This is a genomic window from Agrobacterium tumefaciens, assembly GCF_005221325.1.
GTDB lineage: Bacteria > Pseudomonadota > Alphaproteobacteria > Rhizobiales > Rhizobiaceae > Agrobacterium.
Window position 1 is genome coordinate 1,383,404 of the sequence record NZ_CP039889.1, and the last position, 13,776, is coordinate 1,397,179.

General features: G+C 58.9%; 14 protein-coding genes. 6 read left to right on the top strand and 8 right to left on the bottom strand.

Annotation, left to right across the window (positions count from 1 at the left end):
* Nucleotides 1-8: 8 nt before the first annotated feature.
* The 4 genes from CFBP5499_RS21205 to CFBP5499_RS21220 form a co-directional block, all read right to left on the bottom strand.
* Nucleotides 9-1,190 (bottom strand): glycosyl transferase family 1, encoded by a 1,182-nt coding sequence (locus CFBP5499_RS21205; protein ID WP_080828518.1) that lies wholly within the window; start codon nucleotides 1,188-1,190, stop codon nucleotides 9-11.
* Nucleotides 1,191-1,215: 25 nt separating this feature from the next.
* The gene (locus tag CFBP5499_RS21210; RefSeq protein WP_080828516.1) at nucleotides 1,216-2,007 is read right to left on the bottom strand and encodes a family 16 glycosylhydrolase; all 792 of its coding nucleotides are present in this window, start codon (nucleotides 2,005-2,007) and stop codon (nucleotides 1,216-1,218) included.
* Between the two features lie 4 nt (nucleotides 2,008-2,011).
* Complete coding sequence (locus tag CFBP5499_RS21215; RefSeq protein ID WP_080830148.1) at nucleotides 2,012-3,160, bottom strand: acyltransferase family protein; 1,149 nt, start codon at nucleotides 3,158-3,160, stop codon at nucleotides 2,012-2,014.
* A gap of 371 nt (nucleotides 3,161-3,531) precedes the next feature.
* Nucleotides 3,532-5,010, bottom strand: a complete 1,479-nt coding sequence (locus CFBP5499_RS21220; protein ID WP_080828514.1) for a lipopolysaccharide biosynthesis protein — start codon at nucleotides 5,008-5,010, stop codon at nucleotides 3,532-3,534.
* Nucleotides 5,011-5,127: 117 nt separating this feature from the next.
* Between CFBP5499_RS21220 and CFBP5499_RS21225 the strand changes: the two genes are divergently transcribed.
* The 3 genes from CFBP5499_RS21225 (at nucleotide 5,128) to CFBP5499_RS21235 (ending at nucleotide 8,433) form a co-directional block, all read left to right on the top strand.
* Nucleotides 5,128-6,093 carry a glycosyltransferase family 2 protein gene (locus CFBP5499_RS21225; protein WP_080828512.1) on the top strand — a complete coding sequence of 322 codons (966 nt, stop codon included), beginning with the start codon at nucleotides 5,128-5,130 and terminating at the stop codon, nucleotides 6,091-6,093.
* A gap of 52 nt (nucleotides 6,094-6,145) precedes the next feature.
* Nucleotides 6,146-7,114: a polysaccharide pyruvyl transferase family protein gene (locus CFBP5499_RS21230; protein ID WP_080828510.1), complete on the top strand. Its 969-nt coding sequence runs from the start codon at nucleotides 6,146-6,148 to the stop codon at nucleotides 7,112-7,114.
* A 164-nt stretch (nucleotides 7,115-7,278) separates the two neighbouring features.
* Entirely contained in the window at nucleotides 7,279-8,433 is a 1,155-nt protein-coding gene (locus CFBP5499_RS21235; RefSeq protein WP_080824456.1) for an IS4 family transposase, read from the top strand.
* A gap of 65 nt (nucleotides 8,434-8,498) precedes the next feature.
* On the opposite strand, the gene CFBP5499_RS21240 is transcribed toward CFBP5499_RS21235, so the two are convergent.
* The gene (locus CFBP5499_RS21240; protein ID WP_080828508.1) at nucleotides 8,499-9,488 is read right to left on the bottom strand and encodes a glycosyltransferase family 2 protein; all 990 of its coding nucleotides are present in this window, start codon (nucleotides 9,486-9,488) and stop codon (nucleotides 8,499-8,501) included.
* Between the two features lie 110 nt (nucleotides 9,489-9,598).
* Nucleotides 9,599-9,877, bottom strand: coding sequence for an exopolysaccharide production repressor protein (locus CFBP5499_RS21245; RefSeq protein ID WP_080828506.1), 279 nt, complete (start codon nucleotides 9,875-9,877; stop codon nucleotides 9,599-9,601).
* A 343-nt stretch (nucleotides 9,878-10,220) separates the two neighbouring features.
* Between CFBP5499_RS21245 and CFBP5499_RS21250 the strand changes: the two genes are divergently transcribed.
* Nucleotides 10,221-10,487, top strand: a complete 267-nt coding sequence (locus tag CFBP5499_RS21250; RefSeq protein ID WP_080828505.1) for a DUF6074 family protein — start codon at nucleotides 10,221-10,223, stop codon at nucleotides 10,485-10,487.
* A gap of 70 nt (nucleotides 10,488-10,557) precedes the next feature.
* Here CFBP5499_RS21250 and CFBP5499_RS21255 read toward each other — a convergent pair whose 3' ends face one another.
* Together CFBP5499_RS21255 and rpsU are read right to left on the bottom strand one after the other, a co-directional pair.
* A complete protein-coding gene (locus CFBP5499_RS21255) occupies nucleotides 10,558-11,454 on the bottom strand; it encodes a tetratricopeptide repeat protein (RefSeq protein ID WP_080828504.1) in 897 nt (298 codons plus the stop codon).
* Between the two features lie 121 nt (nucleotides 11,455-11,575).
* Complete coding sequence (gene rpsU / locus CFBP5499_RS21260) at nucleotides 11,576-11,803, bottom strand: 30S ribosomal protein S21 (protein WP_003498359.1); 228 nt, start codon at nucleotides 11,801-11,803, stop codon at nucleotides 11,576-11,578.
* A 305-nt stretch (nucleotides 11,804-12,108) separates the two neighbouring features.
* Between rpsU and CFBP5499_RS21270 the strand changes: the two genes are divergently transcribed.
* Both CFBP5499_RS21270 and CFBP5499_RS21275 read left to right on the top strand, forming a co-directional pair.
* A complete protein-coding gene (locus CFBP5499_RS21270; protein ID WP_080828502.1) occupies nucleotides 12,109-13,362 on the top strand; it encodes a sarcosine oxidase subunit beta family protein in 1,254 nt (417 codons plus the stop codon).
* Entirely contained in the window at nucleotides 13,362-13,772 is a 411-nt protein-coding gene (locus CFBP5499_RS21275; protein ID WP_175416845.1) for a hypothetical protein, read from the top strand. Before CFBP5499_RS21270 ends, CFBP5499_RS21275 begins: the two co-directional genes overlap by 1 nt.
* Nucleotides 13,773-13,776: the final 4 nt, after the last annotated feature.

Here is a 13,776-nt window from a genome sequence, read left to right on the forward strand (position 1 = left end):
CCTACGCACTACACGGGTGAAAACTGCGCTTCACGGGCATGGCCGGAAGCGGATTTGGCGAGTGAGGACAAGTGCTGGACCAGCTGACGGCAATCGTCGCGGTCCGTCAGCCATTGTTTCCTGTCTATTGCCGAGAGGGTGTTGAAGGCGTCCGCATAGGTTTCCGACGTCATCTGGCCGAACAGGACGGCGAGGTCGTCCGGGCGCGCCTGTTGCAGGACAAAACCGATATCGCGTTTTTCGATGAAACGGGCGGTTTCCGTGCCGGCAAGCGCAATCGGCAGGGTGCCGTAAAGGCCGCCCTCATAAAGCCGGTTGGGCAGCAGCCAGCTGGAATTCTGGCCTTCCTCGAAAAAATCGATCGCCCAGGTGAACTGCACCTCGTTGTAGATGGCGGCGAGATCCTCGGGGTTTTTGTAGGGCCCATGGAAATGTACATGCGGGGCGGCGGTCACGAAGCCGTCGAAGTCCGCAAATTCCGAATAGGCCGGCCGGCCGCGCAGGATGATTTCGACCCCTCCTTCCATGCGGCGGGCAAATTCGGCGAGGATTTCGAGCGACTTGCGGCAGCGAAGTGCGCCGAACCAGCCGATTTTCCACGGCTCGCCGGGGGCCGGTGCGCGTGGTTGCGGCGTGGCGGCAAAGGTGGCGTCGAGCGCCAGCACCTTGTTTTCCTGCAACAGGACGGGAAGGTCTAGGCCCGATATGGGCTTGAAATAATGCTCCACGAAGGCCGGAGAACTCGTCACCAGCAGCTTGGCATCACGGGCGAAATAACGCTGCGCGGCATTCAGTATCTGTCCGGGCTTGCCTTCGTTCAGAAGCAGGCGGTGGATGTCGAGACACTCGTAAACCAGCGCCGGCTGGCGATCGTAAAGCGACATGGCTCGCTTCGACAGAGCCAGCATTTCCAGATTTCTGGCCAGGATGACGTCGGGTGCGGGAATGCCGCTTAAGGTTTTGCCCAGCGAGAGGCTGGCTTTGGCCACCGCCGCCATGCGCTGCAGAAACTGCCCGTCGGCGGTTTCTCCGAGCACGACGGGAACGACACGCTCGATCTCCGCCAACCGGTTCTGTCCGCGCCGGAAACCGGCCAGCGTTACCCGTGCCCCACCCGCAAGCAGGGTCATCACCCGCCGGCGAATGGCGGGGTCCGACAGATCATGCGCGAGATAAAGAACATGGGTCATGCGGGGTTCCGGTTTTTAAAATCGGTCAGTTGAGGGCGCAGGCGATGGATTCCGGGAACTGGCACTTGTCGCCGAGTGCCGTGAAGGCAAAATGGTCGACGATCATCTGGGTTGCGCCGGAATAGGAAAACGCGCCCATCCAGTCCTTCAGCGTGTCGGTTCCCCACAGGCTGAAGAAAATCTTCTGGGCGTTTTGCGGAATTTTCGTTTCGTCCGTCACTTCATGGACGAGCTTGCCGTTGACGTAATAACGCAGGCGCTGCGGCTCCCAGACGAAAGCGTAGTCGTTGAAGCTGGCATCGGCGCCACCTTCCACCGGCACCAGCTTCTCATTGCCGCCCTTGGCAGCAATATACTGGTTGAGCTGCACCTTGCCGGTATTCTTGCCCAGCACTTCGAAGTCGATTTCATCGTGCGGTTTCTTGTCGGTCGGGCCGATATAGGTGAAGAAGGCGGAGTTGAGGCCAGAGCCGGTGGCGGCCTTCATGCGGGCTTCATAGGTGCCGTAACGATAACGCCCCTTGGTCTGGATTTCACCGCAGGCGAAATTGCGCTCGCCGGCCTTGGCTTCTTCGAAACCGAGCGTCAGCTGGCCGTTTTCGACCGTCGCCAGCTTCTTTGACCAGGTGCAGTTCTGGTGTGCACCGTTGTTCCAGCCGTCGGAAACGTACCAGAAGCTTCTGTCCATAGAATCGAAGTTCTCGATGAAGGACGTGCCGTTGCCTTCCTGGGCGTGCATCGGCGTTGCGAAAGCCGTGGCCGAGAGGGCGGCGGCAAGAAAAATGCGTGTCTGAACGCGGGTGACAAATGTTGTCATTGGTTCACCTCTGTCGTTGCGAATAAAGCGTTTCGGATGTGGGCGGGCCGATCATGGAGGTTCGTTTGGCTGCAAAATCGGCTTTTGTTTTGCGTTTGCTGTTACGGCTTCCCGTCAGCACGCCATAAATGGCCGGCAGGTATTTGCGGATCTGGGCGTTGCTGATCACCAGAATGACGAAGGCGGACAACGTCGCGCTGATATAGAAGGCGGGGTAGAAATCCGGCCCGCCCTTGTTCCACACCATCCACATCATGACGAGCAGCGGATAGTGGGCGCAGAATATCCAGAAGCTCAGGCTGCCGGTGTCGGCAAGCCGCTGGCCAAGCCGGCTGCGGATCAGGATGGAGGACGAGACCCAGAAACCGAGTGCGCCGAAGACGGCGAGCAGATTGCGCGACATATTGAGCCAGAAGGTGAATTCCGGGCCGGTGAAATAAAGGCCGGTCGCCAGCATGGCGGAGGCGGCGAAGGTCAGCGCCATGATCGGCAAGGCATAGGGATCGAGCGCCTTGACATCGACCCGGTGCAGCGCGAGCGCAATGCCGAGCGAAAAGCTGAAGAGGATGGATTTTTTCTGGACGATGAAGATCGTGAGATCCGGCATGGCGGTGATGATGAGCAGGATTGCCAGTGTCGGCAGCGCGAAACGGCGCATCAGAAAGGCGAGCACCGGCGACAGCAGAATGCAGACGAAGAGATCGCGCAGGAAATACAGCGGCACATTCACCGGCAGCTCTTCGAGCGCCGTTCCGTGGCTGATGATTTCACGCGGGCTGGCGTTCCAGAGATCGGGGAAATAACCGACGCCGACATCGAACAGCTGGATCAGCAGCACAACGGCAAACAGCGCGCCATTCCACAGCAGGAAGGGCAAAAGCACGGTTTTCGACTTGGAACGGATCGTCGCCGGATAATCGAAACCGCTCATGCCGCGACGAAACAGCAGGTAACCGGAAATGGCGCTGAGACAGGGCACGCCGATGCGAAACAGCGCATCGCCGAGGAAAACCCTTAGCCAGTCGAAGAAGCCGTAGAGGCCGAGAAACGGGCTGGTTTCGGCATCGTGCGGCACATGGACGAACACGATTCCTGATATCAGCAATATGCGCATCAAATTGATACGGGAGGATAGGTTCTGATCGACAGTCACATCAGTCACCCCTATTGGGCGGCGTCCACCCACGCCGCGTTGCAACCAGAGCGAACTTAAGCCCGCACTGGAAAGTCTGGTTTCGACTTTGGGATAAAATGTGGCGACGCGGGAAAAACACAAGCTTAGATTTTGCGGGTGAATGTCTGGCGTTTTAGCCATTTTTATCGTTGCGGAAAGTCAAGTGTATGAAATTAAATAAGATTTATGAAATTTAGCCGTCGTTAAAAATCGCTGAACTGTGTGGAATTGTCATTTGCCGTGATGCTGCGCTGCAAAAATAGCGGTGTCCAGCCTTGCCGCGGCGGAGGGGATTGCCGCGGCAGGGACCGGTTAGCGGCGGAAATGAGGCGCATTTTTCAGTGAAATTTCTAACCTTGGGTTGCAGTGTCGCGCATGCGCCGTGATTTCACCATCCCAAGGATTTTTCCAAGCAGCGCCCGTTCGGTCAGCAGGATCAGGATGCCATAGATGGCGCCACCCACGGCCGCGCCGATAAGAACTTGAAGGGTAGCGCTCGGGATATGACCCGCAAGGGCGTGAAGCAGATAACGCACCGCAACGGCCATGATCAGTGCCGCGATCATCGGCCTGCTGCTGACATAGAGGCCTCGGAAAAACGGCGTATCGCTTGCCTTGAATACGGCCCAGGAATAGGCGACCAGTGTCACCGCATTGACGATGCAGAGCCACACCATGGCGTCGATCAGCGTGCCATAAAGGGCGGCAAGCCACACCGCAACCGTGGTGACGATGGCGCGGACCGTCGCCGACCAGAACAGCACGCGGCCGTAACCAGCCCCTTTGAGATAGGGGATGAAGGTGCTGCAGGGGGTGAGAATGGCCTTGGAAAGGGCGAGAAGACCGAGAACCGGCCAGGCATAGGCCCAGTTCTGTCCGAAGATGACGAGCATGGCCGGCTCTGCCACGGCCCAGAGGCCGAACATCATCGGCGCGAGCAGCACGGTCAGCACCTGCGTGCTGAACATCAGGGCGTCGCGCCGGCGCTGGGGATCGTCCATCATGCGGCTGAAGGCCGGGAACAGAACACCCATGACGGCTGATAGCACTACCTGATTGGGAATGCTGGCAAAGCGGTTGGAGGCGGAATAGGCGCCGGCATCCGCCAGCCCGAGATGCCGGGCGATCACCACCATCGGCGACTGGAAGGTAACGAAATTGGCAATTTCCGAGCCCATCAGCCCGGAGCTGAAGCCGAGAAGCGGCACCAGCCGGCGCGGTTTCATGACGAAACGCGGGCAATAGCGCGAGACGGCATAAAGCCCGACAAGACGGATAAGGGCGGCGGCAAAAAGCTGGATGATAAGCGCCCAGACGCCAAAACCGAGAAGCGCCAGAGCCACGGCAACCACCGCCGCGATGCTTTCCGAAGCCATGCTCCACAATGCGTCCTTGCTGAAATTCATGCGCCGGGCGAGCAGCGAATAGGCGACATCGCCGGCCAGCTGCAGCGGGATGAGGAAGGCCATGATGCGCAGCAGGTAGGCGCTTTCCACCGCGCCGAGCAACCCGCCGAAAAATTCCGCGAAGATGTAGAGGACAGTGGCCATGGTGCAGGAGATCGCCAGATTGGCCCAGAAGACGGTATGGATCGTATCCATATCTTCTTCCTTCTCGACGATCAGCGCAGAGGTCAGTCCCGCGCCGGCGATCATGGTCAGGAACTGTACAACCGTTAGTCCTACCGCCACCACCCCGAATTCTTCCGGAGAGAGGAGACGTGCGAGGATGGGGACCGTGACAAACTTAAGCCCGAATGTCCCTGTTTTTGATAAAACGCTCCAGCCGACATTCGTGGTGATGGTCTTTACATTTGGCGCTGGGGGCATACAAGCATCCTGTTTCTGGAGGCCGGCGGGAGGAAGCCGGTTGGGAGTTGCCGATACCATCGGGGCCGCTTTTAGGATCGGGCCCGACACTTCTTGATCAACGCAAGGGGCGAAACAATGGCAAGATTTACTGTCGTCATTCCCTACTACCAAAAGCAGCACGGTGTCTTGGGACGTGCACTCGCATCGGTTTTTGCGCAGACTTACCAGGACTTCGATCTTGTCATCGTAGATGACGAATCGCCATACCCGATCGACAAGGAACTTGCGGAACTTTCGCAAGAACAGAAAGACCGGATTATCGTCATTAAACAGGCCAATGCCGGCCCGGGCGGTGCGCGCAACACGGGTCTCGACCATGTGCCTGATGGCACCGACTATGTCGCCTTTCTCGATTCCGACGATATCTGGACACCCGACCATCTGCAAAATGCTGCCTTCGCGCTTACGACCTATGGCGGTGAGTGCTACTGGGCATCCATGCAGGCAAGTGACGAATTTTATTACCATTTCGCCATTTCCGAGCTGGAGAAGAATGAGGGCGCGGCACGGCTTTCCGAGAAACCGCTGGTGATCGAACTGCCGGATCTCGCAAGCGTCATGCTGCGTAACTGGAGCTTCCTGCATCTCTCCTGCATGGTGATCGGCCGTTCTCTTTTTGAAAAGATTCGCTTCGATCCGGCGCTTCGTCTGGCGGCCGAAGATGTGCTGTTTTTCTGTGATTCCATCCTTGCATCGAAGCGCACGCTTCTATGTGACGACGCCGGCGCCATGCGCGGAATGGGGGTCAATATCTTCCACAGCATCGACAATACCTCGCCGGAATTCCTGCGCCAGCAGTTCAATACCTGGGTGGCGCTCGATACTCTGGAGGGGCGTTTTTCACGCCGGCCGGCCGATGTGGCCTCCATCGCCTCCTATAAAAATACCGCCCGCAAACAGGCGCTGTGGAGCCAGGCCGGCAATCTGAAACGGCGCAGGGCACCCCAGTTCGGGCTGCTGTTCAAATGGGCGATGCGCGATCCCGCACTGCTGCGGGCCGCTTTCGAGCTGGGTGCAGGAAAAATCGTCCGCTCAAGATGAGCGAATTCTCGCCCGCAAGAATTTATATGTTTTTTTACCCAGGAGTGACCTCATGAAACCTTACCACTGGGAATCTCATCATGGCAATTTTGGTGACGATCTCAACCTGTGGCTGTGGGATTTTCTGCTCCCCGGCCTGCGCGATGTGCATGATGACGTCATGCTGGTCGGCGTCGGCACTGTCCTGAACGATATTCTTTTGCCCGGAAAACAGCGCAAGCTGGTGATCGGCAGCGGTTATGGTTATGGCGCAGTGCCGGATACCAGCACCGAGTTCTGGGATATTCGCTGCGTGCGCGGCGAAAAAACCGCGGCGAAGCTCGGGCTCGCACCCGAAAAGGGCATTGTCGATCCGGCCGTCATGGTCACCGAGATGCCTGACTTCAAAGGCCTGCCCAAGCTTTACAAGAAGACCTTTGTTCCCCATTGGGAATCTGCGGAATTCGGCATGTGGGAAACCGTGTGCGAACCGGCGGGGCTGACCTATCTTGACCCGCGCGGTGAGGCAAAAGCGGTCATCCGCGCCATTGCCCAGTCGGAATTCATCGTGGCCGAATCCATGCACGGCGCAATCCTTGCCGATGCCTTCCGCGTGCCGTGGGTTGCTGTCAGCACCTCGCTGTCGATCAACAGCTTCAAATGGAGCGACTGGGCCGGCAGCGTGGGTGTCGACTATCAGCCGCGTTATGTTCCGGTCTCCACCCGCGCCGAGGCCGCGAAAAAGGGCTCGCGTTTCTGGGGCATGAGTTTCCCGTCGCCATCAGCACCCGCCATCACCGAGGCCGGTTCTGCCGCGGCGCATGAGGGCCCGGCCCATGAGGGTGACGTGCTGGTGCGGCCGCGGGAAACGCAACCCCGGTCGTTGCGCAAACTGGCCAAGCAGGTGCTGGCCGCACCTTCGACGCTGGCGCTCTGGCAGGCAAGCCGCGCGGAGCCGCGCCTCAGTCCGGATGGCCGGCTGGAGGAGCGCAAGGAGCGTTTTGCCGCCGTTCTGGAAACGGTGAAGCGGGATTATCTTTGAGAGGAGAAGCGGCGGCTGAAAAAGAAGCCGCTAACCTCTCCGCCGTCATCCTCGGGCTTGTCCCACTGCTGTCCGGTTTAAATTTGTAGACATGGCGCACGGTGTTGATTCTACTCGTATTCGAACGTTTGGCGACGATCTCGGACACGAACAGGAAAAACACCGTGCGGCACTACAATAGCGTATTCCACGATCTGTTGAAGCGGGTGGCGTGGAGCAGGTTCGACAGGCTTGTGGATGAGCATGGCGCCGACAAGCATGTGCGCCGGCTGTCAACGAAGAGCCAGTTCATCGCCCTGCTTTACGGCCAGTTGTCCGGAGCCGTCAGTCTGCGCGAGATCGTCGGCGGCCTCGAAAGCCATGCCGCGCGGCTTTATCACGTCGGTGCAAGGCCGGTGTCGCGCTCGACGCTGTGCGATGCCAATGCACGGCGCTCAAGCGAGGTCTTTGCCGGTCTGTTTCGCGAGATGGTCGCCCGCGCGGGCCGCGGGTTGCGCCGGTCGGTGTCGGAGGCCACCTATCTCATCGACGCGACCGGCGTTCGGCTGAGCGGAGCCGGGTGCGACTGGGCACGGTTTTCCCATCAGGCCTGCGGCGCCAAGGTTCACGTCGTCTACGACGCCGATGCCGAGCGACCGATCTATGCGGCGGTCACGCCCGCCAATGTCAACGACATCACAGCCGCCAAGGCCATGCCGATCGCGGCGGGTGCGACCTATGTGTTCGATCTTGGCTATTATGATTTCGGCTGGTGGGCGGCGCTCGACAAGGCCGGCTGCCGCATCGTCACGCGGTTCAAGTCCCATACGAAGCTGACCGTAACAAGCCAGCAAGCTGTCAGCGGCGATGGCATCGTCCTCTTCGATCGCATCGGGCTTCTGCCCGCCCGCATGGCGGCAAGCCGCCGCAATCGGTTTGGCGACCCCGTGCGGGAGATCACAGTCAGGACGCAGACGGGCAAGGTGCTGCGACTGCTGACCAACGATCTCGACGCGCCCGCACAGGAGATCGCCGATCTCTACAAACGGCGCTGGGCGATCGAACTGTTCTTTCGCTGGGTCAAGCAGACGCTGAGGATTCGGCATTTCCTTGGCAACAGCGAGAACGCCGTGCGCATTCAGATCGCCGTGGCGCTCATCGCCTATCTATTGTTGCGCATGGCGCAGGCAGACCAGAAACTCGTCCAAAGCCCACTGGCATTCGCACGCCTGGTGCGCGCCAATCTTATGCATCGCCGAAGAACCGACAGCCTCACAAGGCCGCCACCAGCGAAAACCGCCGATCCAAGACAGATGACACTTCTCGGAATGGAAATTTAAACCGGACAGCAGTGGCACAGGGCCGAGGATGACGGCAGAAAATTTGGTGAGGTGGTCTTTCCCCCTCACGAAACCGGCGTGCCATCCAGCAGATAACGTACATCCCGCACCGGCGGCGTTTTACGGAAGCGGGCAGTCTTGTCGCTCCAGATGCCGCGCGTGATGGCGGGCAGGGCCGGTAGCCGCGTGAGCGCATGGCTTAGCGCGCCGCCCATGCCTTTCTGCTTTTTTGTATCGAGAAAATGGCGAAGCTCGAATTTGGCGCGGATGTGTTTTTCATGTTCGCTCAGGATCGCCTTTTCCTCGGCCGAGAGCTGGCAGCCGGCCAGAATGGCCTTGTCCGCCTCGTATAGACGAAGAAGATCTTCAGTGCGGTGGCGGCCGCTCAGGGAGTTGCCGCGAACGATCGCGCCGTAACCGCAATGGCGGATGACTTTATAACGGGCGCCAGCGGCAAGGGCCCGTACGTAAAGTTCATAATCCTCGCCGAGCCGCAGGCCCTCGTCATAACGCAGTGCATGTTTGTCAAGAAAAGCGCGGCGTATCACCGGCTTCAGGAAGCCGGTTTCCCCGCGTTCCACGCCGGGCCTGGAAATATTGCCCTCCACGAATTCCGTGAGCGACAGATACCGCGCCTGCGGTTCGAAGCGTAGCGGCTGCATGGAGGATGCGCCTGGAACCGATTGCTGGATGAAGGCGATATTGTCGGCCACCAGGTCCCAGTCGTCATCGGCCAGCATGGCGGCAAAACGGCCCCGGAAAAAGAAGTCGTCCGCATCGAGAATACTGATGAGCGGGGCGGAGGAAATCGAGATCGCATGGTTGCGCGCGGCCGAAGGGCCACGATTGATGTCGAATCGCACAACCCGGAGCCGCCCCGTGCCGTCATCCGCCGCATGTGCCACATCGCTTGTCGTATCGGTGGAACCGTCGTCGATCACCACGACCTCGCCGACTTCCGGTTCCACAAGTGCGGAGCGAATGGCGATATCGATCGTTTCGGATGCGTTTTTCGCAGCGATGATGACGCAAATGGGCTGTGAACCGCTCACCATGTGTTGTCCTTCTGCTTTGACCAACCGTCGGGATTTGGCCAGCAGAAAGTGTCAGGGGTGTGGATGCAAGCGATTTTTTTGCGACGCAATAAATGAAGCTTCTTAAAAGCTCACATATCGCTCAGTTTGGCACCATGCGGCGGGGCGCTTTTGACCGTGTCCGTCGTAATCGTCTCGGCGTTACGATCCAGCGAGAAGGTTTCCCGCATCCGCCGTTTTTCGCGGGCGACAAGAACCAGAATCCCAATAAAATAACCGACTTGCAGAATGACGGCACAGATGAGGGTCTGGATGAAGGCCGTATAGAACGATCCGTGGATGAAGTATGTGGCAACCGCAAAAGCAAGCAATGCACCGATCATGCTGAAAAAAACACGAGGTGCATACATGGTGCTCTCCTCCCGAGAACGATTTCTCCGTTTTTGGCTGCGCTGCGGCATTTTTTTTCTTTGCAAGAAATATACGATGAGACCGGTGTTGTTTCAACACACATATATACTTCTTCTAACTCCAGCCGCATGAAATTTCGGTAATCTCGATTGGTAAATTCCTTGGTAATCGGTGAATTCCCCCCAATCGGGGCTGCCGCACAATGCCGCTTCATGCTTCTGAGGGGCATGAAACCGTTCTCACGCAGCGATTGCAGCCTGTCTTACGCCCTCTGCAGACTTCGTTAACCATCTCGCCTTTAAAAAGTCGGTATTGATTCCTCAGCAAGAGCAAGGTGCCCGCGTGACAACGAGTTCAGAAGTAATCGCCTTTCCGGCAAAGAACCGCATTGCCGACGTAAAACGATGTGCAACCATGCTCGACCGGCTGCATGGTGTGGAGGCGAATGATTTCTGGCGCAGGGAGTGCCGCGAGCTGGCTGCCCGCCTGATGGCGCTCGGCTATGAGGACGCCGCCATGCGGCGCGAGGTCATGGAGTTTCAAAACGCGGTGCAGGCGGAATTGTGGACGGGCGACGCCACGCCTGAGGCACGCCGCGACAGCCATTGAAGGCCCCCTGTTTCCCATAAAAAAGCCGGCGGGTGCCATACCCGCCGGCTTTTTTGTTCGTGCTGTTTGATCAGGACGCGCTGGCGCCGCGCGTGCGTGCAACGCCATCGAGTGCCGGTTTGTATTTGGGGTCCAGCCGCGCTGCGTGCGAATAGGACTTGGCGGCCTTGGCCATATCGCCGCGGCGCTCATAGACCAGCGCCTGGTTGGCCCAGGATTCCGCCACATTGCCATCCAGCGAAATGGCGTGATTGAAATCGGCAAAGGCGTTTTCGTCGTCATTCAGCGCGACATAAGAAAGACCGCGACCGTTATAGGGCTCCGGCGACGTCGATGACAGCGAGATTGCCTTGGAGAAGTCCTCGATCGCCTGGGCATGCTGGTTGCGCAGCTGGTAGATCAGGCCGCGATTGTGCCATGCGCGCCCGTCGGTGGTTTCCAGCTCGATGGCGCGGGAGAAATCGCTGAAGGCTTCGTTCACGCGGCCAGACTGGCGGTAGAGATTGCCGCGGCCGATCAGTGCCACATCATAGCTTGCATTGATCTGCAGGGCGGCGTTGTAGTCCTGCAGGGCCTGCTGCTGCTGTCCGCTGTTGCGGTAAACGAGCGCGCGGTTGGCATAGGCCTGGTAAAAGCGCGGGTTCAACTGCAGCGCCTTGTTGAAGTCCTCGATGGCGCGGCGCGAATCGCCGGCGCGGCCATAAGCCGAGCCGCGGACATTGTAGCCTTCCGGATCCTGCGGATTGGCGTTGATGACCGAGGTGAGCGAGGCGATGTTTTCCTGCGAGCCCTGGGCACGGTCGATCCTGAACACATCGTCCGTCTGGTTGGATGTCGCACAGCCGGAAAGGCCGGCAAGCACGGTGCAGATGACCAGAGAAGCGCGAAACCCTCTGTTGTTTTTCAATGGCAACCGGCGCGTGGAGGCATCGGCGTTTTTCACAACACAGGTGTCGACAGCGATCATTCGGTGTGGGTTCCCTCGCAGGCCGGTCTCAAAAACATTCTCCGGCCACAAACACAAAGAGCGGTGGCGAATTGATCGCCCCCGCCCAACAAGCATTCAAAAACGTCCAAAAGACGGCCTATTAACGGCCTGCGCGGGGGGCTGCAACCAGACCTTCGCGCTGTGCACGCTTGCGTGCCAGCTTGCGAACGCGGCGAACGGCTTCAGCCTTTTCGCGGGCGCGCTTCTGGGAGGGCTTTTCGTAATAATCGCGCATCTTCATTTCACGGAAAATGCCTTCGCGCTGCATCTTTTTCTTCAGGGCGCGGAGCGCCTGATCAACGTTATTGTCGCGGACTAGTACCTGCACGTTAAACCCGTTCCTTTAGTTTGGTTATCTTGCTGTGCGAATAAAGGCATTCGCACGCAAACAAAAATGGTCCGTCCAGCTGGCGAGCCGGGCGATTGGTGACGTGCAATATCAGATCATTTGCAGCAAGTCCAGCCGGTAAGGCATAATCCACCGGCAAAATACAACGAGCCTCGCAATGTCGAAACAAAATCATTGCGACGTCGCAAAATGAATATTGCCTCCCATCCCGATTTGCCATGTGTATGATACGGGCCGAGACTATGTTTGCGGCCTCTGGCCGGTTCTTGAGGAGCAGATTGCGAATGCGCAAATATTCCGTTTTTGCCGTGGCGCGTGAGGCGTTGCGGGGTCATAAAGGGTGGGATGCGCAATGGGCCTCACCCGAGCCGCGCAAGGATTATGATGTCATCATCATCGGCGGCGGCGGCCACGGGCTGGGCGCTGCCTACTATCTGGCCAAGGAGCACGGCGTCACCAATGTCGCGGTTCTGGAGAAAGGCTGGCTCGGTGGCGGCAATGCCGGCCGCAACACAACCATCATCCGTTCCAACTATCTCTATGAAGAGAGCATGGATATTTACGAGCATTCCCTGAAGCTGTGGGAAGGCTTGAGCCAGGATCTCAATTACAACGTCATGTATTCGGCGCGCGGCGTAATGATGCTGTCGCACAATATTCATGACCGGCAATCCTTCAGCCGCCATATCAATGCCAACCGTCTTTACGGGATCGACAATGAGTGGCTGACGCCGGAGCAGGCGAAAGCCTATTGCCCGCCGCTCGATATATCAGGCAATGCGCGTTATCCGATCAACGGTGCAGCACTCCAGCGCCGCGGCGGCACGGCGCGCCACGATGCGGTGGCCTGGGGTTATGCGCGCGCGGCCTCCGACCGCGGCGTGCACATCATCCAGAACTGCGAGGTCACGGGCATTCGTCGCGGACCTGACGGGGCTGTGACGGGCGTCGAGACCAATCGCGGTTTTATCGGCGCGAAGAAAATCGGCGTTTCCGCCGCCGGCCACTCCTCCGTCATCATGAAAATGGCTGACGTGCGGGTTCCTCTGCATTCCAATCCGTTGCAGGCGCTGGTGTCGGAACCGCTGAAGCCGATCTTCCCCTGCGTCGTCATGTCCAACACGGTGCATGCCTATATTTCGCAATCCGATAAGGGCGAGCTGGTGATTGGTGCCGGCACGGACCAGTATAATTCCTATTCCCAGACCGGTGGTCTCCAGATCATCACCCACACGCTGGACGCCATCTGCGAGCTCTTCCCGATCTTCCGCCGCGTGAAGATGATGCGCCAATGGGGCGGCATCACCGACAACACGCCTGACCGTTCCGCCATCCAGAGCGTGACGCCGGTGCCAAACCTCTTCGTCAATTGCGGCTGGGGTACGGGTGGTTTCAAGGCGACACCGGGGTCGGCAAATCTTTTCGCGCATCTCATCGCCCGCGGGGAACCGCATCGTCTGGCCGCCGGTTTGACGCTCGACCGGTTCCGCACCGGCCGCCTGATCGACGAGGCTGCCGCTGCCGCGGTGGCCCATTGATGCTGGCGGCGGCCATGCTTGCGATCAACATATCCGGCGCGGCCGTGGCCGTGCCCGCCGGCAGCGTCATTCCCGAGGCGAAGGATTTCCGCAGCCAGAAAATTGCGAAGATGCAGGGCGAGAAAGACTGGCCCTTCATGGCGGAAAAAGGCCTGCTTCTGTGTGCTCCAAGTCTCGCGGACAAGATGGTTTATTTTGTCGGCGAGAAGGAGGATGGCGAGCAGGACTACCCCTTCGCGATCGACACCGACATGATGGCGGTTGCCATCGTCAATATGGGCCGCGCCTCGGCGCTGCGCCCCTTCGATAATTTCGAGCAGCTTTTAAAGCGGCTTTCCCCCTTCGTAGCCATGGGGAAGCGGCTGTGTGACCAACCCGCCGGAACAGCGCTTCCGGAAAATTCTCTCTAGGTGG

Bases quoted from the DNA above. Each gene is read 5' to 3' on its own strand.
- CFBP5499_RS21210 (WP_080828516.1), bottom strand. From the start codon at position 2,007: ATGACAACATTTGTCACCCGCGTTCAGACACGCATTTTTCTTGCCGCC.
- CFBP5499_RS21270 (WP_080828502.1), top strand. From the start codon at position 12,109: ATGCGCAAATATTCCGTTTTTGCCGTGGCGCGTGAGGCGTTGCGGGGT.
- CFBP5499_RS21240 (WP_080828508.1), bottom strand. From the start codon at position 9,488: ATGGTGAGCGGTTCACAGCCCATTTGCGTCATCATCGCTGCGAAAAAC.
- CFBP5499_RS21230 (WP_080828510.1), top strand. From the start codon at position 6,146: ATGAAACCTTACCACTGGGAATCTCATCATGGCAATTTTGGTGACGAT.
- CFBP5499_RS21245 (WP_080828506.1), bottom strand. From the start codon at position 9,877: ATGTATGCACCTCGTGTTTTTTTCAGCATGATCGGTGCATTGCTTGCT.
- CFBP5499_RS21205 (WP_080828518.1), bottom strand. From the start codon at position 1,190: ATGACCCATGTTCTTTATCTCGCGCATGATCTGTCGGACCCCGCCATT.
- CFBP5499_RS21225 (WP_080828512.1), top strand. From the start codon at position 5,128: ATGGCAAGATTTACTGTCGTCATTCCCTACTACCAAAAGCAGCACGGT.
- CFBP5499_RS21220 (WP_080828514.1), bottom strand. From the start codon at position 5,010: ATGCCCCCAGCGCCAAATGTAAAGACCATCACCACGAATGTCGGCTGG.
- CFBP5499_RS21255 (WP_080828504.1), bottom strand. From the start codon at position 11,454: ATGATCGCTGTCGACACCTGTGTTGTGAAAAACGCCGATGCCTCCACG.
- CFBP5499_RS21275 (WP_175416845.1), top strand. From the start codon at position 13,362: ATGCTGGCGGCGGCCATGCTTGCGATCAACATATCCGGCGCGGCCGTG.